Genomic DNA, 19419 nt, shown 5'->3' with positions numbered 1-19419 from the left:
GCTCAGAACCGGTACGGCTTCGAGCGGCGGCGCAGGAACCAGGCTCCGGCGATGACGCCGGCCCCCACCAGCGCGCCGCCCGCCACCAGGGTGGCCGTGCCGTAGTCCTGGACCGCACCGCCGAGCCCGCCCATGACGCCGCCGGGCGAGGCGGACGGGGTGGGAGTGGCCGCGCGGCTGGGCGAGGGGGAGGGGGCCGAGGAGACGATGACCGTCTGGGTGCCCGCCGTGCTGTTGTTGGAGCACATGACGATCACCGTGTACGTGCCCGGCGAGATCCCCGACCAGGCCGCGGACTGGCCCGAAGCGCTGCCGGACAGCGCCACCTGACGCCCCTGGGCGAAGTCCCGCTGGCTGCTGGTGAGCAGGGAGGCGGTGCCCCAACTGCCGTTGAGCTGGGCGCAGGCCGTGGTGGTGACCGACACCGTGGTCCCGGTGGTGCTCACGGAGATCCCCGGTCCGGCCGGGGCCGGCGCGGCGGCCAGGGCGACGGGCAGCACGGTGGCGGCCGCCAGGGTGGCGCCGGAGCGGAGAAGCGGCGATGAGATGCGCATGTGGACTGCCCTCCGGCGGCACGGTCGGCGGTACATCCCTTGCGCCGCCGGGGTCGGGAACGCCCGTGCCCCCTCTGGCAGCCAACAGGGCGCCGACCGTGCCCGCATGCGGAGCGCGACCGCCCAGGTGACGGCCTCCCCGAGCGGGGCGTCCCCGAGCGGGACTTCCCCGAGCCGGGCCGCACGTCAGCCGTCGGCCCCCAATGTCACCTTCCGTTCCGCCGAGAGGCCGCCCCAGGTCCCGTCGGCCAGCCGCGCCCGGATCCGCACCCGGTGCACGACCCCGGCCTCGCGGCCGGCGTAGAAGCTGTACTCGGCGCGGTCGCGCGGTGCGTCGGCGCCGTAGACCAGCGAGGTCGCCGCACGGCCGTCCAGGTGGATCCGGTACTCGGTCACCGGTGTCTCGGTGCGCGGCGGGACCCAGGAGAGGTCCAGGTAGTAGGCCCCGTCGGCCCGGTGGGAGGCGGCGCGCAGGTCCGTGGGCGCGGTGGCGTGTCCGTCGTCGGTGCCCGGCGTGGTGAGCCGGACGGCGGCGCCCGCGGGGGAGACGTTGTCGGCGGCGTCCCTGGCCCGCACGGTGAACGCGTAGCGGGTGCCCGCCCGCAGTCCGGTCACCACGGCCGCCGTCTGGTTGCCGCCGACGCTGTGCACCTTGGCGTCGCCCTGGTAGACGTCGTAGGACACCACACCGCGGTCGTCCTTCGCCGCCGACCAGGTGAGCTGCACCGCCCGGCTGCCCGCCGCCCGGCCGCGGACGTCTCCCGGGCGGGTCGGTGCCAGGTCGTCGGCCACCGCCGCGGGAGTGGTCGCCCGCACCTCCCGGCTGGGCGGCCCGAGCCGGCCCTCGGCGTCCCGTGCCCGCACGGTGAAGACGTACGCCGTCGAGGGGCGCAACCGGGTGACGTCCACCATCCGCTCGGCCTTCGGCACCTCCTTCACCAGCGTGCCGCCGCGGTACACCTCGTAGGTCCGCACGTCGTCGACCGCGTTCCACATCACGTGCACGGTCGTCGCGCTGCCGGCCTCGGCCGTGACGCCCGTGGGCACCGCGGGCAGCCCGCCGCCTTCACCGTCCCCACCCGGGCCCCAGCCGCAGGAGGTGAGCAGGAGGAGCGTCCCGCAGAGCAGGGCGCACCGGCGCGGGAGAGAGGGAACGGGAACCTCGCGCACGGCTCAGCCTCCCCTGCGGCGCCGATTCGACGGCGGTGGACTGTAAAGGTCCGGACCAATATGACCCCCGTGACGCGATCACATCAAGAGGGCCGTGGGTGACGACCACTCGGAAGGGTTACGTATGCTGAGTCACCGCACGGCCGAACTCCCCGCCGCTTCGGGGAAGTTCGGGCCGGTGGCGCGTGGACCGCTGTCGTCGCCGTCCCGCGCCGGCGCGGGCGGACGGGCGGGCCGGAGCCGGAACAGGCCCGGCCCGCCCGCCCCCGGTCCCGCACCCCCGACGCACCGGGCACACGGCGGGCGTGCGCCGTCTGGCCCTGCGCAAGGTGGTCGCGCGGGCGTTTCGGGGACAGATGAGGCCGAGTGTCCGTCCATGCCCCCGAGGAGAGGCCACATCGTGCGTGTCCAGTCGCTGACACTGGTCGCGGCCAGCGCCGCCCTGCTCGCCCCCACGACGTTCCCCGGCGCTCCGCCCCCACCGCTTCCCGAGCCGCCGGCGCAGCTTCTGCTGCCCGGTGCGCCGGACCGGCCAGGGCCCCTGCGCGCGGACCGGTCCGGAGTCAGGATCGGCCCCGTACCGCACGTCCCGGCCGGGCAGCCCGCGCCCCACGTGCGGCAGCGGACGGACTCCGGCCCGGAGGCCGGGCCCCGTGCGCAGCGGGACGCGAGCGGGAGCCCCGTCCGCGCCGCCGACCTGCTGGCCCGGGTGCGGGACTGCGACCCCGTCTCGCGCGGGCGCTACCGCAGCGACGCCGGAGCACCGGCGGACATCCCGGTCTGCGGCACCAAGGAGGCCATGTACTGGAAGGCCGACCTGGACGTCGACTGCGACGGCCGGCCCGGCGACCGGTGCAACAGCGGCACCGACCCGCACTTCAGCCCCGCCACCGCGTACACCGGATCCGACGGCCGCCCGCTGGACGCCGAACGCCTGCCCTACGTCGTCGTGCCCGGGCCCAGCGACACCTGGGACCACCGCGAGGACGGCGTACGCGGCGGATCGCTCGCGGCCCTCGTCCACGGGGACCGGGTGCGGTACGCGGTCGTCGGCGACGTCGGCCCGAGCGACCTCATCGGCGAGGCCTCCTACGCCGCCGCACGCTCCCTCGGCATCCCGGCGGACCCCGAAGGCGGCGGCGTGGCCTCCGACGTGACCTACATCGTCTTCAAGGGCAGCCAGGTCGAACCCATCGACGACACGGCCGCGGCCGAGAAGGCGGGGGAGCGGCTGGCACGGCGGTTCGTGGACGGGGGCTGAGCAGGCGGCCGGGGCCTCCCGCCCAGACCCTCCCGGGCCTCGGGCCTCCCGGTGCCTTCAGACCTTCCGGTAGGAGTACGCCTCCGCGGCCGCCGCCTCCACGGCCGCGAGGTCGGCGCCCGTCGACGCCGTGACGACCGCCGCCACCGCGCCCTCGACGAAGGGCGCGTCCACCAGACGGGTGTTCTCGGGCAGTTCGTCACCCTCGGCGAGCAGCGCCTTGACGGTGAGCACCGCACTGCCCAGGTCGGTGAGGACGGCGACCCCGGCGCCCCGGTCCACCGACGCGGCGGCGGCCGCGACCAGTTCCGAACTGGTGCCGAACTCGCCGGACGCGGTGCCGCCCGCCGGTGCGACGGCCACCGCCCCGGCACCGCCCGACAGAGCCTTCGCCAGCTCCGCCACCGACGCGGCGACCGCGGCGCTGTGCGACACGAGCACGATCCCCACCAGCTTCCCGTCACTCACCGGCCGTCTCCTCCAGCGCCACGAAGAGCAGCGCGGACGAGGTCGCCCCCGGGTCCTGGTGCCCGATGCTGCGCTCGCCCAGATAGCTCGCCCTGCCCTTGCGGGCCTGCAACGGCGTGGTCGCCTCGGCCCCCTCGACGGCCGCCGTGCGGGCCGCCGCGAACGAGTCGCCCAGGGCCTCCACGGCGGGCACCAGGGCGTCGACCATCGTCTTGTCGCCCGGGGCCGCACCGCCGAGCGTGCGGACCGCGTCCACGCCCGCCCGCAGGGCCTCGGCCAGCTGATCCGCGCTCACCTCGGGGGAGTCCCCGAGCGCCTTGCCGGTACGGCGCAGCAGCGTCCCGTACAGCGGCCCCGAGGCACCGCCGACCGTGGAGATGAGCTGCCGCCCGGCGAGGATCAGGACGGCGCCGGGAGTGTCGGGCGCCTCCTTCTCCAGCGTGGCGGCCACCGCCGTGAAGCCGCGCTGGAGATTGCTGCCGTGGTCGGCATCGCCGATGGGCGAGTCGAGGGCGGTGAGGCGGTCCGCCTCGCGGTCGACCAGCACGGTGGCCGCCGTCATCCAACGGCGGAAGAAATCGGCGTCGAGCACAGGATCTCCTTGCCTGGTAGGTACGTCGCGATTCTTCCCCCGTCGGCCGTCACATGCCCCACCGCAGACCCGGGGTACTGACCGGCGCGTCCCACAGCCCGAGCAGCTCCTCGTCGATCTCGCACAGGGTGACCGAGGCGCCGGCCATGTCGAGGGAGGTGACGTAGTTGCCGACGAGGGTGCGGGCGACGGCCACGCCGCGCTCGCCGAGCACCCGCTGCACCTCGGCGTTGAAGCCGTACAGCTCGAGGAGCGGCGTCGCGCCCATGCCGTTGACCAGGACCAGGACGGGGTTGCGCGGGCCGAGGTCGGTCAGCACCGCGTCCACGGCGGCCTCGGCGATCTCGCCGGAGGTCATCATCGGCCGCCGCTCCCGGCCGGGCTCCCCGTGGATGCCGATGCCCAGCTCCAGCTCCCCGGACGGGAGGTCGAAGGTGGGGCTGCCCTTGGCCGGCGTCGTGACGGCGCTCAGCGCCACCCCGAAACTGCGCGAGCTCTCGTTGACCCGGCGGGCGATCGCCTCCACCTGCTCCAGGGGCCGCCCCTCCCGCGCCGCCGCCCCGGCGATCTTCTCGACGAACAGGGTCGCCCCCGTGCCGCGCCGCCCGGCCGTGTAGAGGCTGTCCGTCACCGCCACATCGTCGTTGACCAGCACCTTCGCGACCTGGATGCCCTCGTCCTCGGCCAGCTCGGCGGCCATGTCGAAGTTGAGCACGTCACCGGTGTAGTTCTTGACGACGAAGAGCACCCCGGCCCCGCTGTTCACGGCCGCCGCGGCCCGCACCATCTGGTCCGGCACCGGCGAGGTGAACACCTCGCCCGGACAGGCGGCCGTCAGCATCCCGGGGCCCACGAACCCGCCGTGCAGCGGCTCGTGCCCGGAGCCGCCCCCCGACACCAGGGCCACCTCCCCGGACACGGGGGCGTCCCGCCGCACGATCACCCGGTTCTCGACGTCCACGGTCAACTCGGGATGGGCGGCGGCCATACCGCGCAGCGCATCCGCGACGACGGTCTCGGGGACGTTGATGAGCATCCTCAAGGGTATCTCCTAGGCAGATTAGCAGTTGGGCTTCTGAGCTGTTTCTTCGCTGGTCAGAGTAGGAGTGGATGGTTCGTGATCTTGGCGGTCCGTGCCGGTCGTATGCGGGTTCTGGCAGTACTGATGCTGACTCAATGCTGACTTTGGTGACGTGTCGTCGGGTCTTCGCAGCAAGCCGACTACAGACCTGCGTGAGTCCTCCAGGGGCAGTATCGACCTTGCGAACGCGAAGGTCACGCGAGACGGCGACTGTAGAGGCCAGGGAGTACCGATCTGGCAGATAGGCCCAGCAGGCCAGCCGGCGGCAGCGCGGACAGGTGGGAGGCAGACCACCGGCCTTCGACCGCGAGGCATACAAGCAGCGCAACACCGTCGAGCGGTGCATCAACCGCCTGAAGCAGTGGCGCGGCATCGCCACCCGCTACGAGAAGACCGCGACCGTCCATCTCGCCGGACTCCACATCGTCGGCATCTTCTTCTGGTCCGCCCGCTGACCCAAACGAAACCGCCTAGGGCGGCGCGGGAGGGCAACTCGGACCTCATACCGGCCCCAGCGGCTGGCGGGCACCGTCATCGGCGTGGTGTGCGGCTACGGCCTCGCCGCCCTGGATTACGGAAACGGCCCCGTACTCCTGCTCCTGCTGTGCATGTTCGGGATCTTCCACACCCCGCCGCGTTCGCCGCCGCATACCTGCTGAGCCCCGAACTGGAGGCGGACATGCCGGGCTTCGACGTCAGCGACATCATCGCCGTCGAGGACCTACTGCTTGATCCGGTCGCCGGGTCTCCCCTGGGCTGAGAGTCACGCGCCTCGGTATCCGTAAGAGCGGTCCCTCCCCAGCGATGTCTAATCCTGGTCTCAGGTTGATCGGGGACAATGAGCGGCAAAAACATTGACCGGAAGGGGGCGGGCCGGCGTGCGAATCATGATCGCGGACGACGACGCGGCCATCCGTGCGTCACTGGAGCGGGTGCTCCAGGTCGAGGGTTACGACACCAGCACCGTCGCCAACGGTTTCGCCGTGCTCGACGAGGTCGGTGGGGCCGACGGTGACACTCTGGATCTGCTGCTTCTCGACGTGATGATGCCCCGCCTCGGCGGGTTGGAGACCTGCCGGCGATTGCGGGCCGCGGGCCGGGATCTGCCGGTGCTGATGCTGACCGCCCGTGACCAGGTCTCCGACCGGGTCACGGGGCTGGACGCAGGTGCCGACGACTACCTGCCCAAGCCGTTCGCCACCGAGGAGTTGCTGGCCCGGGTGCGGGCCCTGCTGCGCCGGCGCACGCCGGCCGACGAGGAGTCGCACATCCTGTCGTTCTCCGACGTCCGGCTCGACTCCGACAGGTTCGAGGCGTGGCGGGGCAGGCGGCCACTGCACCTGACCCGGACCGAGTTCTCCCTCCTGGAGGTCCTCTTGTGCAACGCGACCCGGGTCTTGACCCGCGACGCGCTGTTCGAGGCGATCTGGGGCTTCGGTGTGAGCTCCACCGCCAACAATCTTCAGGTTTACGTGAGCTATCTGCGCCGCAAGATGGAGGCGGAGGGTGAACCGCGATTGATCTACACCGTGCGTGGCCTGGGATACACGTTGCGGGAGACCCCTCCGTGAGCAGAACCGCCGGCCGGGGGCCGCGCCGGCTGATTCGATGGTGGCGTCGGCGGTCCCTGCGGGCGAGGCTGACGGTGATCGCGGCGACGGCCATCGCGGTCAGTGTGTTCGTGGCCTTCCAGGTGGCCAGCGAGCTGTTGGCCTGGCAGCTGCGGGACACAGTCGAGGAACAGCTGCGCGCCGATGCCCGCGTCCTGGCGGCGAACGCGGAGCGCGCCGGTCCGGCGCGGGTTGAGTTGCCGCCGTATCCCGGATCCGGCCGGCTGGTGCGGGTCATCCTGCCCGACGGCTCGATCCGGACGCCGGCCGGCCAACCCGTGCTGCCTCCGGTCAGCGAGAACGCCGGGCGCGTGGCGCGGGGCACGTCGGCCGACCTGTTGGAGTCGAACGGCGGCGACGAAGAAGGCTACGCCATCTACACACTGCGGGCGGGCGACGGCGCGGTCCAGGTGGCCCGCGCCGTGGACGACGGTCCGGTCAACCAGTTCGGGTTCGGCATGCTGCTGATCGGTCTGCTCTGCGTGGCCGGCGGCGCACTTGTCGGGCGGACTGTGGCGCGGACCGGGCTGGCACCGATCGACCGGCTGACCTCCGCCGCGGTACGTGTCGCGCACACCCGCGAGCTCGACGCCGACATCCCGGACGAGGGCGGTGGGGAGATCCGGCGGCTGATCCAGTCGATCAACGACATGCTCGCCGCGCTCCGAGACTCCCGGCAGGCCCAGCGGCTGCTCGCCGAGGACGCCGCCCACGAGCTCAAGACCCCGCTCACCAGCCTGCGCCTCAACGTCGAGCTGCTGATCCGGCTCGATCGGCGCGGCACCCTGGACAGCGCACTGCCGGCGGAGAGCCGCACCCGGCTGCTCAACGATCTCGGCGCCCAGGTGGCCGAGTTGAGCACCCTGGTCGCCGAGCTGACCGACCTGGCGCGCGGTGACGTCAGCGACGAGAGCACCGAGGTGCTCGACTTCGCCGATGTGGTGGCGGCCGCCGCGACCCGGGCGGAATCCCGCATGCCCGACATCGAGGTCGCGCTCGACGTCACCTCCGTGTGGGTGAACGGGCGCCCCGCTGCGCTCGAGCGAGCGGTGCTCAACCTCATCGACAACGCCGGCAAGTGGTCCCCCGCCGACCAGCCGGTCCAGGTCCGGCTTCGTACAGAGGGGGAGTCGGTGGTGCTCGAGGTCGACGACGGCGGGCCGGGTATCGACGCCGCCGACATACCGCGGCTGTTCGACCGGTTCTACCGTGCCGACAGCGCCCGGGGATTGCCAGGATCCGGTCTGGGGCTGTCGATCGTGCAGCGGGTCGTCGACGCCCACGCCGGCAGGGCCACCGTCGCCCGCTCCGCACGCGGTGGCGCGCTGCTTCGGGTCGTCCTGCCGGCCGCGGCCTCGCCCACCCCTATCGCGCGGCCCACCACAGGGGAGGACACCGCGACGTCCTGACCCGCCCCGGCGGCGCGGCGCGGGACAAGGGACGGTGGCCCTCGGCCATGCCCCCCTTGCCCTCCCCGCGGCACCTCACCGGTGCAGGACACCGCGATGCGCCGGCCTCAGCCCCGGCGCGTGGCGCAGACCAGAGGACGGCGACCGTCGGGCCCACGAAAAGGATCCGGGACGAGGCCTGGAGCCGCGTCCCGGATCTCGTCCGTGCCGGCGCGCTCACCGTTGCAGCGCGGACTCCTCCTTGCCGGCGAGCGGCTGTCGACCGTCCGGCAGCTCCGCCGCTGGACGGGACAACCGGCTCGGCCACCACATCCGCCGACCGATTAGCAAGGTGAGGGCGGGCACCAGGACCGACCGCACCAGCAGGGCATCGAGCAGCACGCCGAAGGCCACCAGGAAGCCGACCTCGACCAGCATCACCAGCGGAAGTGTGACGAGGACCCCGAATGTGGCCGCCAGGACCAGGCCTGCCGAGGTGATGACGCCACCGGTGGCCGAGAGGGCTTTGAGCATGCCCTCTCTGGCACCTAGGCGCATGGTCTCCTGCCGGGCTCTGCTGGCCAGGAAGATGTTGTAGTCGACGCCGAGCGCCACCAGGAACAGGAACGCCAGCAGCGGCACCGAATAGTCGACACCCTTGAACCCAAGGATCGTGTCGAAGACGAACACGCTGCCGCCGAAGGCCGCGGCGAATGAGACGACCACGGTGGCCATCAGGACCAGCGGGGCCAGGACCGCGCGCAGCAGCAGCCCGAGGATGATCAGGACGACGACGAGCACCAGCGGGATCACCAGCTTCTCGTCACGCCTGGTGGTCACCTCGGTGTCGAGGTTCTCCGCGCTCGGCCCGCCGACGATCGCCTCCGCCCCGCTCACCATGTGCACGGCGGTGCGCACCCGCTTGATCGTGTCGTACTCCGCGGCGGTGTCCGGCGCGTCCTTCGGGAACACGGAGATGTTGGCCCAGCCACCGACGGTCTCCTCCGGGACGGCCAAGGCCACGCCGCGGGTGTCCTCTACGACGTCGAGCACTTTCTCCTGCTGCGCCGGACGCGTGAAGACCGTCAGCGGCTGGCCGCCGAGCTCCGGGAAGTGCTCGCGCAGAACGGTGAAGCCGGTGACCGACTCCGGCACGGACAGGAACTGGTCCTGTTCCCGCAAGGCGGTAGTGTTGCCCGCCAGCCCCAGGGCGAGCACGCCGAGGACTCCGAACGAGCCGAGCGTCGCCACCCACCGGCGGCGGTTGATGGCGGTGCCGAGCCGTCCCCACAGCCCCGGCTTCTCCTCCACGGCCGTGCTGAACCGCGGGACGGCCGGCCAGAAGATCCGCCTGCCGAGCACCACGAGCACCGCCGGGAACAGCGTCAGCATGGCCACCAGCGCGCACAGGATGCCGGCCGCACCGATCGGACCCAACCCACTGGTGCTGTTCAGGTCCGCGACGAGCAGACACAGCAGACCCGAGACGACGGTGGCCGCGGACGCGACGATGGCCGGCGCCGCGCCACGCAGCGCGTGGACCATCGCGCCCCGGACGTTCTCATGGTGGTGCAGTGCCTCTCGATATCGGGCGATGAGCAACAGCGCGTAGTCCGTTCCCACGCCGAACACCAAAATCGTCAGCAGCGCCGAGTTCTGGTCGTTGACCACGATGCCGAAGCCCTTGACGAGCAGGTATACGGTCCCCATCGAGGTCAGTGCGGCCGCACCGACGGCCACCAGCGGGATGATCCACAACACCGGGCTGCGATAGGTAAGGATCAGCAGGAGCGTGACGACGGCGATGGTGGTGAGGAGGACCTGCTCGTCTATGCCGTCGAAAACGGCATCCATGTCACCGTCGATCGCGCCCGGTCCCGTCACCTCGAGTTCCAGCCCGGAGGGGCGGTCCTTCGCGGCGTCACGCAACGGGCCGACGAGCTCCTCCGGTGGGCCGTAGACCGAGCTCACATCGAGGGTGAAGGTCATCGCCTTGCGGTCGGTGGAAAGGCTCGTCGGTGAGCCTTCGTCGTCCTCGTCGCCCGCCTCCGTCGTCTTCGCCGGGTATCGCTTGGCAAGGGTGTCGTAGTGACGCTGAACCGCCGTGCGGTCGGCGGCCGTCAGCCCCTCGGCCCGGTGGTACACGAAGACGAACGTGCTGTCCTCACCACCGGGGAGACTGTCGTCCAGCGCCGCCACCTTGGTGGACTCGGCACCGGCCGGCAGCGTGTCCACGGCGCTGTCGGTGGTGACCGAACTCAACTTCCCGCTCAGCGGCACCATGCCCGCAGCCAGCACCAGCCACAGGCCTATCACCAACCATGGCACCCACCGGCCTGCCAAGCGACCGGCCGGCGCTTTCCCGGACGGCGCTGCATTGACTGCCATCACTAGCCTCCTACATGCGAATTGCATCCCTTTTGCGGATGCGCACTTCCTACTGAGCGAACCTGAGACGACCGTTAATGCGCTGCTCAGGCCGGTTGGCAGAACCATGTGCCCAGCGCACGCACCGTGTGATGGCGTGGGACTGCTACACGGACAGGTGATGCCAGACCTGGTTTGCTGCGAGGCGGCCCGGAGTGCCCAAGCGGGTAGCCGAAGAAGTTCCACCAAGAACGTCGTGCGGGTCACGCGCAGCCGCGAGCCGGCGTCTCGCCAGAACAGATCGCCGCCGCCTTCGGCGTCCACCGATCACGCTGTCCAGGTGGCTGCCGCGCGCCACGCAGAGGAGGGCGCCGGGTGCGGTATCCGTCGCAGGCGAACCTGTCGTCATGATGATGTACCCGCTCGTCCGCGAGATGGCCACCACCACAGCCCCTCACCGGGTGCCGGTGGCGGTGACGTGGTCCACGGGGCTCGGACCTGTGTGTTCGCCCCCCTTCTGGCCCTGACATGGGCGGTGTCGAGGACGGCGCGGGTGACGTCGATGAGGCCGGCGTCGTCGAGACGGTGCAGCACGGCTTCGTGGAGGCGGCCCCGGACGCCAGCTCTCGACCAGATCAGGAACCGGCGGTGGGCGGTCGACTTCGATGTGCCGAAACAGGGCGGCAAAGCGTGCCAGGCGCAGCCACTGACCAACACGTAGATGATGGCCGCGAAGAGCGTCTCGTCAGGCGTGTCCTGCGTCCCGCCGCCCCGCGGCCGCACCTTCGACGGAGGGATCAGCGGCTTCGCGGTCTCCCACAGGCCGTCCGGAACAATCCAACTTCACGTACCCCGCCCTATGCCGGGTTCAACGACGTCTCACCACGTAAAACACGGTCCAATACTGCAACGGTGTCTGTCGTGACTGTTGGCCAGGTCGGTCGTTGGTGTGGTTATGGGTGGGGACCTTGCTGATGTCGGATCGTGGGCGGGTGAACTGGCTTCTCTGCATGAGCGGTTCGTGCACCGCTTCAACAGGTCGGAGCCGCGCGAGTCAGCTCTTGCCTACATGCGGGGACTGATTGCTCCGCTGGAGCGCAAGAACGGCTGGACGCTGGCCGAGGAGGTCGGTCGTGGCGGCCCGGACCGGATCCAAGCGGATGCTGAACCGGATCGAGTGGGACGCGGACGAGGTCCTGGACGACGTCCGCGACTACGTCGTGGAACACCTAGGCGACCGAGACGCCGTGCTCATCGTCGACGACACCGGCTTCCTGAAGAAGGCCTGCGGTCGGCCGGGGTGCAAAGGCAGTACTCCGGAACCGCCGGCCAGACACCGTTGCAGTAATAACGAGTTGGTGCGTGACAGCGGGTGCGGCGTGTTCGGCCTTGCCGTGGCCGGTTGTCAGGCGTTGGCGGTGCGGTCGGAGACGGGGCCGGCGATGGCGCGGTAAGTGTCGGGCAGGCGGTCGCGGCGGTGGGTCCAGCGGGTCAGTTGCTTCCAGCGTTTGTGATCGGCAAGAGCGTGTTCGACGGTGATGCGGTCGGAGGAGTGCCCGTGGCGGTCCCGTTCCCACTGCTCGACCCTGCCGGGCAGTGCTCCCGGCCGCGGTTTTCTGGGCGGTGTGATGGCTTGGCCACGGTGGTCGCGGCTCAGGCCGAGATAGCCGTCGTCCAGGAGGACCTCGACGTCGGGGAAGTGCCGGAAGCAGACGGCGATGCCTTCGTTGCGTGCGGCCGTCGCGTCGTGCATACGCCCAGGTCGCAGGGCATCGGTCCATAACGTGCGGCCGCGCCGGTCGGCAACCACGGTGGCCTTCATCGTGTTCTGCTTCTTCTTGCCCGAGACGAAGGCACGGCGTCCGCCGAGGCCGGCCGGTGGCCGGCGGACCTGGATCTCGGTGGCGTCCAGACGCAGCTCGACGCCTTCAGCCTGGGCATAGGCAAACACATCCGTCAGCGTCCGCAGCCGCAGGCCGGGACGGTCGGGAACCGCGCACCCCCGCTCCGCCAGGAGCGCGCGCCCTTCTCCGATCGCCCGGGTGACCGTGGACCGGTCGACGCCGAACAGCAGGCCCAGCACTGAGCGCGGCAGGTCGTGCCTCAGATGGATCAGCGTGGCCACCAGCCTGTCGACGAACACCAACTGATGGCTGGCGCCGGCACCCGCGGCCCGCTTCCTGGCCCCGCCCCGCGTCACATGGCGACGACCTTCGACCCCGGCCTGCCAAGGCTCGGCCAACTCTTCGACCAGACAAGCAAGATGAGACCGAGAGCCCCGTGAACCGCCGATGCGCCAGCACTGCCCGATTGACCATGATCGCCACAGCGGGATCATGCCATCCGCCTGGCACGACACCTCACCCGCTATCACGCACCAACTCGTAGGCCACGCCCACCCCCGAGTCCGGGCGCTTCACTCACAGTTGGGTTCCGCGTGGGCCCGCGCTGTCAGTTCACAGGAACCGGCGCAGGGGCAGGACGGCCGTCTCCCGGAGGCGTCGCAGGGGGGCGCGGCGCTTCCAGTGGGTCGGCTCGATGGCGGTGCTGCGTTCCAGGTCGGCGTCGAAGTCCCGGTCCAGGCCGTTGGTGAACTCCTGGTCCAGGACGGCGAGCATGATCTCCTCGTCGTGGTCCATGGAGCGCCGGTTGAAGTTGGTGGACCCGATCAGGGCGGCCAGACCGTCCACGGTGATGATCTTGGCGTGCATCATGGTCGGCTGGTACTCGCGAATTGACACCCCGGCGTCCAGCAAACGGGTGTAGTGGTACTGGCCGGCCAGTTGGCAGGCCCGCTGGTCCGTATGCGGGCCGGGGAGCAGGATCTCCACCGTGACACCGCGCCGGGCGGTGGCGCAGAGCAGGTCGATGAAGTATGTATCCGGGGCGAAGTAGGCGGTCGCCAGGCGGAAGCGGTGCTCCGCGGAGGTGAGCATGACGCGGATGAGGGTCTGCATGTCCTGCCAACCGAAGCTGGCCGAACCGCGCACCACCTGGACGATGGATGTGCCGGGCTGGGTGTGATCGGAGAACCGGTCCCGGTCGTCGTACAACTCGTCGTGGCACTCGGCCCAGTTCTGGGCGAAGGCGGCGGCGACGCCGTCCACGGCCGGGCCGCGCACCTGGACGTGGGTGTCGCGCCACTCGCCGGGGCCGCGGGCGTCGCCGCACCACTCCTCGGCGATGCCGACGCCTCCGGTGAAGGCAGTGTGCTCGTCAATGACGAGGGCCTTGCGGTGGCAGCGGTGGTTCTGCTTGAACGGCGACAGCCACAGCGGTTTACGGAACCAGGCGATCTGTACTCCCGCGGCCTCCATAGCGTCCAGCAGGTCCTGTTCGATCTCCTTGGCGCCGAAGCCGTCCAGCAGCAGCCGGACCCGTACTCCCGACCGGGCCCGGTCGGCGAGAGCGGCGGCGAAGTCGCGGGCTATCTGCCCGCGCCAGTACACGAACGTCATCATGTCGATCGTGTGCTCGGCCGCCCGGATCGCCCCCAGCATGGCGGGGAAGATCTCGTCGCCGTTGCGCAGCGCGACGAGTTCGTTCCCCTCGGTGGCGGCGACACCGATCAGCCTTTCCAAACGGCGGCGCAGCCGTTGGATGCTGACCCGGTCGGCACCGGGAGTCGGTTCAACGACGGTCATGCCTGGTCCTTACGGGGAGAGCGGTTGCCCCGACGCGTCCTGCCGAGCACCGTCGGGCGCCGGGATTCTATCCCGGTACCCACCCGCACCGGCTGGCACCGACGGAGTCCCGTGCCGGTGATCACCTGACCTTGTTTCCTTCGCCCGTCGCTTCCAAGTCCGGACGGCGCTGCCGCGAGTGGCACGCTGATCGTCCAAGCAGGCACGGAAGCCGAGGAAGGCGCCCGTCAGCGTGACGCCGAGTTGCTGGTTCCATTGATCGAGTGTGGTGTCGTGGGCGGGGGGCGACGCGCACGGCGTAGGCATCGGAGACGAGAGCGGAGACGGGGCCGTAGGCGCTGCGAACGACGTCCACCGCGGCGGCCCAAGGCTCTTCGTCGCTCACGTCGGTCGGGTGGAAGATCGCCTCATTGCCGGCGTCCCGGATGGCGCGGGCCGTGCGCTCCCCGTACGTGTTGGGAAGGGATCCTGGAGAGAACTCGAACGGGTATGGCACGTCAGCGCCCAGGACATTGAGCACGGCCCGCTGGTAGACGCCGTACTCCTGGGGAGTCCGGCGAGGCGGGAGCGGAAGCGGCGGCCACACTGCGATGGGGGCGACCTTGGACGGCTTCGGGACGGGCAGCTCCGCATCCCGCTCGGCGACGCCCTCGCGGGCAAGCGTCGCGGCGTCATGGCCTCGAAGCCGGGCGCGGTGCGCACGTCGATGTTCAGATCGCACCGGTCGGGATAACGGAGAAGTCCTGCTTAGAGGTCGTTTTCTCCCGTTGTTTCATCCCGAAATCATCTGTTTGGTCTGCGGTGCCGGGTCGCGCCAGGAGATGGTGTTCTCGCCGGTGAGGCGGCGGGCCATGAGGTCGGTCATGGCGATGTGGATTTGCACACCTCCTCGCCCCGCTCGCCGCGTACGCGTGGTGGAGCCGCCCTACGAGGCGGTGCCGCTGAGCGAGGCGTTGTGATGGCACCCGGTCCACACCCACGACGCGGCCCACATCTGGCTGCGCGAGACCGCCGCCCGCTCGCGGAGGGCGTCATCCACGGGACGGATGGAAACCATACGTAACGTGAATGACGGTGGGGGTGGGCAGGGCCGCCCAGTAAGACGCATGCTCGGACGGGGTCCGTCGGTGCGTTCGCGCTCGACGTCTCTCTCCGACAGCCGGAGATGATCACCAGACTTCGACCGCGACATGGAACTAGGCAAGGAAACCTCCGCCAATTCCGGCTGGCGAACCGCCCTGCGTAAATACACGGAGATGGATGAGCGCGGCTGCTTCAACGCCGACCCACTGGACACCACGTACGAGGAAACGCTCGACCAGGTGGCAACGGGCCGAGCCGTGGGAGTCGTTCAGGTCGCGAGCGTACTGTCCGAACCACGTGCCGCTGCCCCCGAGCTGCCACGGCCGCTGAGAGAGCATCTGATCCAGGCAGTTGGTGTTCTGGGATGATGGTGTGACGGGTGACGTCAGCGGTCGTGGCACCGGGTGTGAATGCTCACCTCCACGGTCACGACCTGAAGGCAGCCTGCCCGCACCAGCCAGACGATCACTTGCCCGGCCAAGGATCCGAGCCATCGAGGGCGATGGGTAGGGCACGAGCTGAGTGCGGAGCCCCCGGCGCTCAGCTGTAGTAGGCGATCTTGTCGTCGAGGACCTCCATGGCCCGGCACAGTGCCGCCACCCGCTGTTCCAGGGCGGTACGGCGCTCGCGAAGGAAGGCGACCCGGTCCTGCGGAGAGTGCTCGCCGCGCAGGATGGCGACGAACCCCCGCAGGTCCGCGATGCCGAGGCCGGCCTCGCGGAAGCACGTGACCAGGCCGATCCAGAAGACGTCTTCCTCCGTGTACTCCCGGCGCCCGCCGGTGGAACGCCGGACAGGGCCGATGAGCCCTTCGCGCTCGTAGTAGCGCAGCGTGTCGATGGAGACGCCGGTGCGGTCGGCGGCCGCGGCCGGGGTGAGGGTGGTCATGGGACTCCTTTTGTGACCGCCGCTACCGCGCCTCGGCGAAGCGCGCCAGGTGCTCGTCGCCGAGCCGCACACGGCGTGCGGCGAGTGCCTCCTCGATCTGCTCCACCCGGCTCACGCCGACGATGGGGTCGATCCCCCGGCGCATCAGCCATGCGAGGACGACCTGGTTCCTCGTGGCCGCCAGCTCGCCGGCCACGTCGTCCAGGACCGAGAGCACCCGGGTGGTACCGGGATGATCATAAGTCTGCGGAAGCGGCTTGTCCGCGCGCACGTAGGAACCCCACATCAGCGAGCTGTACGACCACATGGTGAGCCCTTCCGATTGCGCGAGGTCCAGGTCCTCGTCAGCGAGCAGGCGATGGCCGCTCTCCGCCAGGGGGGTGAGCGGGCGTGGCTGAACGAGTGAGTGGCGCAGTTGCAGGGCGGTCCACGGTTCAACGCCCTGCTCCCGGGCGAGTGACCGGGCGCGCTCGACGCGCCAGGCAGCATGATTCGCAGCCCCGACCCGTAGAGCCACTCCCTTCGCGACCAGCTCGCCGAAGGCGCCGACCGTCTCCTCCAGCGGCACGGTGCGGTCCTCGGCGTGAGCCCAGAGGAGATCGACGTGATCGATTCCGAGACGGCCCAGGCTCTCCTCCACGCCGGCGTGGACGGCGCGGGCGGAAAGCCCTTCGGCACTTGCCGGCCAGGAATGCGGGACAAGCGGGTTCTGCCGGACCTTCGTCGCGATCCGCACCGCGTCGCGCGCGCTCGGTCGCGCCCGCAGCCACTCGCCGATGAGGCGCTCGCTGGCGCCGCCGACGCCACTTGGGTCGGTCCAGAAGGAGTAGCAGTTCGCGGTGTCGAGCCAGACGCCGCCGCCGGCGACGAAGGAGTCGAGGATCGCGAAGGCTTGGCCGGGGTCGACGCGGGTGCCGAAGTCCATCGTTCCAAGGACGATCTGGGGGTCTGTGATGTTCATGTCCCCATGCTCGGATCTGGAGCGCGCTCCAGGTCAAGTGTGGTTGTCGGGGAGGGTTCGAGCCCTGGCCTGCGGGGCCGAGCGCCGCGTGCAACGGGCTCGCGTGACGAGGCCCGCATGGACGGCCATCCCGGGCGAGCGGTCCGCCGCACAGGTCACGCACCGTCGCAGGGTGGCTCGTCACCGGCTTCATGTCGTCCAGTCCGTCGACACGACCTCCTCGCTCGCACCGTCCAGCAGCCGGTGCGAGCCGACCAATGCCTTCGCGCGTTCTCGTCGACCAAGAGGTCGGTTCACGGCAGACTGAATCGCGGCCCACGCGTCGGCGTCATTGCCGCTCATCACGACAGCCGATCCACGTCAGTGGTGGTCTGCCGGCATGACGCTTGTCTGCGAGCAAGGTTCAGTATCCCGAGTGTTCACCCTCGCGGCCCGGGCGGCCGCCCCCTTCGCGTCGATCTCGTGTCAACTGCCGAGGTTGGGTCGGACAAGGCCGCTCTGGTAGGCGATCACGACCAGTTGGGCACGGTCGCGGGCGTTGAGCTTCGTCATCGCACGGGAGACGTGGCTGCGCACGGTCAGGGGACTGACGACCAGGTGGTCGGCGATCTCCTGGTTCGACTTGCCCAGCGCGGCCAGCGCCATGACCTCCCGTTCCCGCTCGGTGAGCAGGGCGAGACGCTCCGGCGCGGCGAGGGGCACGTCGTCGGTCGGTGAGGCCAGGAAGCGGGTGATCAATGCCCGGGTGGCCGTAGGCGAGAGCAGGGAGTCTCCCGCCGCCACGGTACGGATGCCTGCCAGCAGGACATCGGGGCCGACGTCCTTGCCGAGGAACCCGCTGGCCCCGGACCGGAGTGCGAGGGCGACGTTCTCGTCGTCCTCGAACGTGGTGAGGATCAGGACCCGGGTGCCCGACAGGTCCGTGCGGGCGCAGATGCCGGCCGTGGCCGCCAGTCCGTCGGTGCCGGGCATGCGAATGTCCATGAGGACGACGTCAGGACGGTGCTCGAGAGTGAGTGCCACAGCTTCCTGCCCGTCGGCTGCCTCAGCCACGACGGTCATATGGGGGTCGGAGTCGATGAGGATGCGGAAGGTGGCGCGGAGCAGCGCCTGGTCGTCTGCGAGCAGAACGCGGATGGTCATGAGGTGCTTTCCTCGGAGCGGGGAAGGGGGAGGGAGCAGGCGACTTCGAATCCGCCTCCGGGCCGTGGGCCGGCGTGAAAGGTTCCGCCCGCTGACAGAGCCCGCTCGCGCATGCCGAGCAGCCCGAAGCCACGACCACGGCCGTGGATGTCCGCAGCGGATGTGGGACGTGAGCCGATGTCGTTGGTGACGGTGAGTGTGAGGTAGTGGGGGGTGTAGATCAGCCGTACCCGTGCGGAGGGTGTGGCAGCGTGCTTTGTCACGTTGGTAAGCGCCTCTTGGACGATCCGGTAGGCCGTGAGGTTCAGGCCGGGCGTGAGCGCGTGTGGTCGTCCCTCGGTGGTGATGGTGACGTCGAGACCCGCGGACGCGCATGTCTCGACCAGGCGTGGCAATTGTTCGAGGCCCGGCGCGGGAGCCAGTTCCTTGGCGTCGGTCTCCTGACGCAGCAGCCCGACGGTGGCCTTGAGCTCGCGAAGCGCAGAGGCGGTTACGTCCGGCAACTTCTCGATCATGACGATGGCCTGGTCGGGGTGGGTCCGGGCCAGATGTGCGGCGGTGCCGGCCTGGGCGTTGGCCAGCGCGAGATGATGGGCGACCACGTCGTGCAGCTCCCGGGCGATGCGCATGCGCTCGTGGATCACCCGTCGCCGCGCCTCCTCGTCCCGCTCCTGGGCAGCATGCTCCGCGCGGGCCATGGCGTACTCGCGGCGGACGCGCACGTAGCTCCCGAAGAGGGCGGCCATCAGGACCCAGGCCGCCGGATTGACCAAGCCGATGATCCACTCGTGCGCGTCCGTGACGACGAAGCCGGTGCAGGCGATCCCGGCCGCGGCCGCGAGAGCGCTGGACCAGGTGGTCCTGCGATCGGGACGCAGACTCACGGTGTACTGCGCGACCAGCATCGGCCCCATGAGCAGCGGCGTCAGGAGGTACCCCAGAAACCCCTCCGCGATGACGCAACCCGTGGTCACCAGGAGGACCAGAAGAGGGCGGCTGCGGCGGCGAAGCAGTGCCGCGCAGGCGAGGACGGACAGTGCGAGGCCGGGCCAGAATTCGACCGGCTCCTCGACGGCGACGGCCCGGGTGAGGATGACGCCGCCCAGGGTGAAGGCGAGCAGCAGACCCATGGTCAGGGTCTCGACCGTGTGGGGGCGGTCCGTGATGCGGTTCCGCCATCGTGCACTCATCGTCATACTCCGAGGTGAG

The 19419-nt window shown here is 70.4% G+C and carries 16 protein-coding genes and 6 pseudogenes; 8 read left to right on the top strand and 14 right to left on the bottom strand.

Going from position 1 to position 19419, the window contains the following annotated elements; translation table 11 throughout:
* Positions 1-2: 2 nt before the first annotated feature.
* Positions 3-554 carry a hypothetical protein gene (locus tag R2E43_RS03815; RefSeq protein WP_030865689.1) on the bottom strand — a complete coding sequence of 184 codons (552 nt, stop codon included), beginning with the start codon at positions 552-554 and terminating at the stop codon, positions 3-5.
* Between the two features lie 186 nt (positions 555-740).
* A complete protein-coding gene (locus R2E43_RS03810; RefSeq protein WP_011031414.1) occupies positions 741-1724 on the bottom strand; it encodes a fibronectin type III domain-containing protein in 984 nt (327 codons plus the stop codon).
* A gap of 400 nt (positions 1725-2124) precedes the next feature.
* Here R2E43_RS03810 and R2E43_RS03805 point away from each other — a divergent pair, with 400 nt between their 5' ends.
* On the top strand, positions 2125-2985 hold the full coding sequence (locus tag R2E43_RS03805; protein WP_265700893.1) for a glycoside hydrolase family 75 protein: 861 nt from the start codon (positions 2125-2127) through the stop codon (positions 2983-2985).
* Positions 2986-3042: 57 nt separating this feature from the next.
* Here the strand turns inward: R2E43_RS03805 and R2E43_RS03800 are convergent, their stop codons facing one another.
* Genes R2E43_RS03800 through dhaK form a run of 3 tightly spaced genes read right to left on the bottom strand, consistent with a single transcriptional unit; the run spans position 3043 to position 5087 of the window.
* Positions 3043-3453, bottom strand: coding sequence for a PTS-dependent dihydroxyacetone kinase phosphotransferase subunit DhaM (locus tag R2E43_RS03800; RefSeq protein WP_193487008.1), 411 nt, complete (start codon positions 3451-3453; stop codon positions 3043-3045).
* Positions 3446-4045, bottom strand: a complete 600-nt coding sequence (dhaL, locus tag R2E43_RS03795; protein ID WP_003972072.1) for a dihydroxyacetone kinase subunit DhaL — start codon at positions 4043-4045, stop codon at positions 3446-3448. The genes R2E43_RS03800 and dhaL overlap by 8 nt, the downstream gene beginning before the upstream one ends.
* A 49-nt stretch (positions 4046-4094) precedes the next feature.
* A complete protein-coding gene (dhaK, locus tag R2E43_RS03790) occupies positions 4095-5087 on the bottom strand; it encodes a dihydroxyacetone kinase subunit DhaK (RefSeq protein WP_003972071.1) in 993 nt (330 codons plus the stop codon).
* A gap of 299 nt (positions 5088-5386) precedes the next feature.
* On the opposite strand from dhaK, the pseudogene R2E43_RS03785 reads away from it, so the two are divergent.
* From R2E43_RS03785 to R2E43_RS03770, 4 genes and pseudogenes are all read left to right on the top strand, one after another.
* Positions 5387-5581 (top strand): annotated as a pseudogene (locus R2E43_RS03785) (IS5/IS1182 family transposase); the annotation flags it as partial.
* A gap of 149 nt (positions 5582-5730) precedes the next feature.
* On the top strand, positions 5731-5886 hold the full coding sequence (locus R2E43_RS03780; RefSeq protein WP_326647232.1) for a hypothetical protein: 156 nt from the start codon (positions 5731-5733) through the stop codon (positions 5884-5886).
* A gap of 118 nt (positions 5887-6004) precedes the next feature.
* Positions 6005-6697: a response regulator transcription factor gene (locus tag R2E43_RS03775; protein ID WP_136207431.1), complete on the top strand. Its 693-nt coding sequence runs from the start codon at positions 6005-6007 to the stop codon at positions 6695-6697.
* A complete protein-coding gene (locus R2E43_RS03770) occupies positions 6694-8145 on the top strand; it encodes a HAMP domain-containing sensor histidine kinase (RefSeq protein WP_030865700.1) in 1452 nt (483 codons plus the stop codon). Before R2E43_RS03775 ends, R2E43_RS03770 begins: the two co-directional genes overlap by 4 nt.
* Before the next feature lie 216 nt (positions 8146-8361).
* On the opposite strand, the gene R2E43_RS03765 is transcribed toward R2E43_RS03770, so the two are convergent.
* Positions 8362-10512 carry an MMPL family transporter gene (locus tag R2E43_RS03765; RefSeq protein ID WP_037666039.1) on the bottom strand — a complete coding sequence of 717 codons (2151 nt, stop codon included), beginning with the start codon at positions 10510-10512 and terminating at the stop codon, positions 8362-8364.
* 460 nt (positions 10513-10972) lie between these two features.
* A pseudogene (locus R2E43_RS03760) lies at positions 10973-11328 on the bottom strand (transposase); the annotation flags it as partial.
* 118 nt (positions 11329-11446) lie between these two features.
* Here R2E43_RS03760 and R2E43_RS03755 point away from each other — a divergent pair.
* Positions 11447-11824, top strand: a pseudogene (locus R2E43_RS03755) (transposase); the annotation flags it as partial.
* A 72-nt stretch (positions 11825-11896) separates the two neighbouring features.
* Here R2E43_RS03755 and R2E43_RS03750 read toward each other — a convergent pair.
* The 3 genes and pseudogenes from R2E43_RS03750 to R2E43_RS03740 form a co-directional block, all read right to left on the bottom strand.
* Positions 11897-12809 (bottom strand): annotated as a pseudogene (locus R2E43_RS03750) (transposase family protein).
* Positions 12810-12947: 138 nt separating this feature from the next.
* Positions 12948-14135, bottom strand: a complete 1188-nt coding sequence (locus tag R2E43_RS03745) for a phospholipase D-like domain-containing protein (RefSeq protein ID WP_030865710.1) — start codon at positions 14133-14135, stop codon at positions 12948-12950.
* Between the two features lie 772 nt (positions 14136-14907).
* Positions 14908-15012: pseudogene (locus R2E43_RS03740) on the bottom strand (IS5 family transposase); the annotation flags it as partial.
* Between the two features lie 2 nt (positions 15013-15014).
* Here R2E43_RS03740 and R2E43_RS03735 point away from each other — a divergent pair.
* Together R2E43_RS03735 and R2E43_RS03730 are read left to right on the top strand one after the other, a co-directional pair.
* Positions 15015-15304, top strand: a pseudogene (locus R2E43_RS03735) (hypothetical protein); the annotation flags it as partial.
* A 21-nt stretch (positions 15305-15325) separates the two neighbouring features.
* Positions 15326-15586 (top strand): hypothetical protein, encoded by a 261-nt coding sequence (locus tag R2E43_RS03730; RefSeq protein WP_326647225.1) that lies wholly within the window; start codon positions 15326-15328, stop codon positions 15584-15586.
* A 172-nt stretch (positions 15587-15758) separates the two neighbouring features.
* Here the strand turns inward: R2E43_RS03730 and R2E43_RS03725 are convergent, their stop codons facing one another.
* From R2E43_RS03725 to R2E43_RS03710, 4 genes are all read right to left on the bottom strand, one after another.
* Complete coding sequence (locus R2E43_RS03725) at positions 15759-16106, bottom strand: MerR family transcriptional regulator (protein WP_003972058.1); 348 nt, start codon at positions 16104-16106, stop codon at positions 15759-15761.
* Positions 16107-16128: 22 nt separating this feature from the next.
* Positions 16129-17067: an aldo/keto reductase gene (locus tag R2E43_RS03720; RefSeq protein WP_093457540.1), complete on the bottom strand. Its 939-nt coding sequence runs from the start codon at positions 17065-17067 to the stop codon at positions 16129-16131.
* A 465-nt stretch (positions 17068-17532) separates the two neighbouring features.
* Positions 17533-18210: a response regulator gene (locus R2E43_RS03715; RefSeq protein ID WP_003972056.1), complete on the bottom strand. Its 678-nt coding sequence runs from the start codon at positions 18208-18210 to the stop codon at positions 17533-17535.
* Complete coding sequence (locus R2E43_RS03710) at positions 18207-19400, bottom strand: sensor histidine kinase (RefSeq protein ID WP_332055908.1); 1194 nt, start codon at positions 19398-19400, stop codon at positions 18207-18209. Before R2E43_RS03710 ends, R2E43_RS03715 begins: the two co-directional genes overlap by 4 nt.
* Positions 19401-19419: the final 19 nt, after the last annotated feature.

The sequence above is a fragment of the Streptomyces violaceoruber genome, from assembly GCF_033406955.1.
GTDB classification, from domain to species: domain Bacteria; phylum Actinomycetota; class Actinomycetes; order Streptomycetales; family Streptomycetaceae; genus Streptomyces; species Streptomyces violaceoruber.
The sequence above is the reverse complement of the archived record's forward strand: the minus strand, read 5'-3'. Positions and strand labels throughout refer to the sequence as shown.

Bases quoted from the DNA above. Each gene is read 5' to 3' on its own strand.
- R2E43_RS03710 (WP_332055908.1), bottom strand. From the start codon at position 19,400: ATGAGTGCACGATGGCGGAACCGCATCACGGACCGCCCCCACACGGTC.
- R2E43_RS03815 (WP_030865689.1), bottom strand. From the start codon at position 554: ATGCGCATCTCATCGCCGCTTCTCCGCTCCGGCGCCACCCTGGCGGCC.
- R2E43_RS03765 (WP_037666039.1), bottom strand. From the start codon at position 10,512: ATGGCAGTCAATGCAGCGCCGTCCGGGAAAGCGCCGGCCGGTCGCTTG.
- R2E43_RS03720 (WP_093457540.1), bottom strand. From the start codon at position 17,067: ATGAACATCACAGACCCCCAGATCGTCCTTGGAACGATGGACTTCGGC.
- R2E43_RS03715 (WP_003972056.1), bottom strand. From the start codon at position 18,210: ATGACCATCCGCGTTCTGCTCGCAGACGACCAGGCGCTGCTCCGCGCC.
- R2E43_RS03725 (WP_003972058.1), bottom strand. From the start codon at position 16,106: ATGACCACCCTCACCCCGGCCGCGGCCGCCGACCGCACCGGCGTCTCC.
- R2E43_RS03745 (WP_030865710.1), bottom strand. From the start codon at position 14,135: ATGACCGTCGTTGAACCGACTCCCGGTGCCGACCGGGTCAGCATCCAA.
- R2E43_RS03730 (WP_326647225.1), top strand. From the start codon at position 15,326: ATGGAACTAGGCAAGGAAACCTCCGCCAATTCCGGCTGGCGAACCGCC.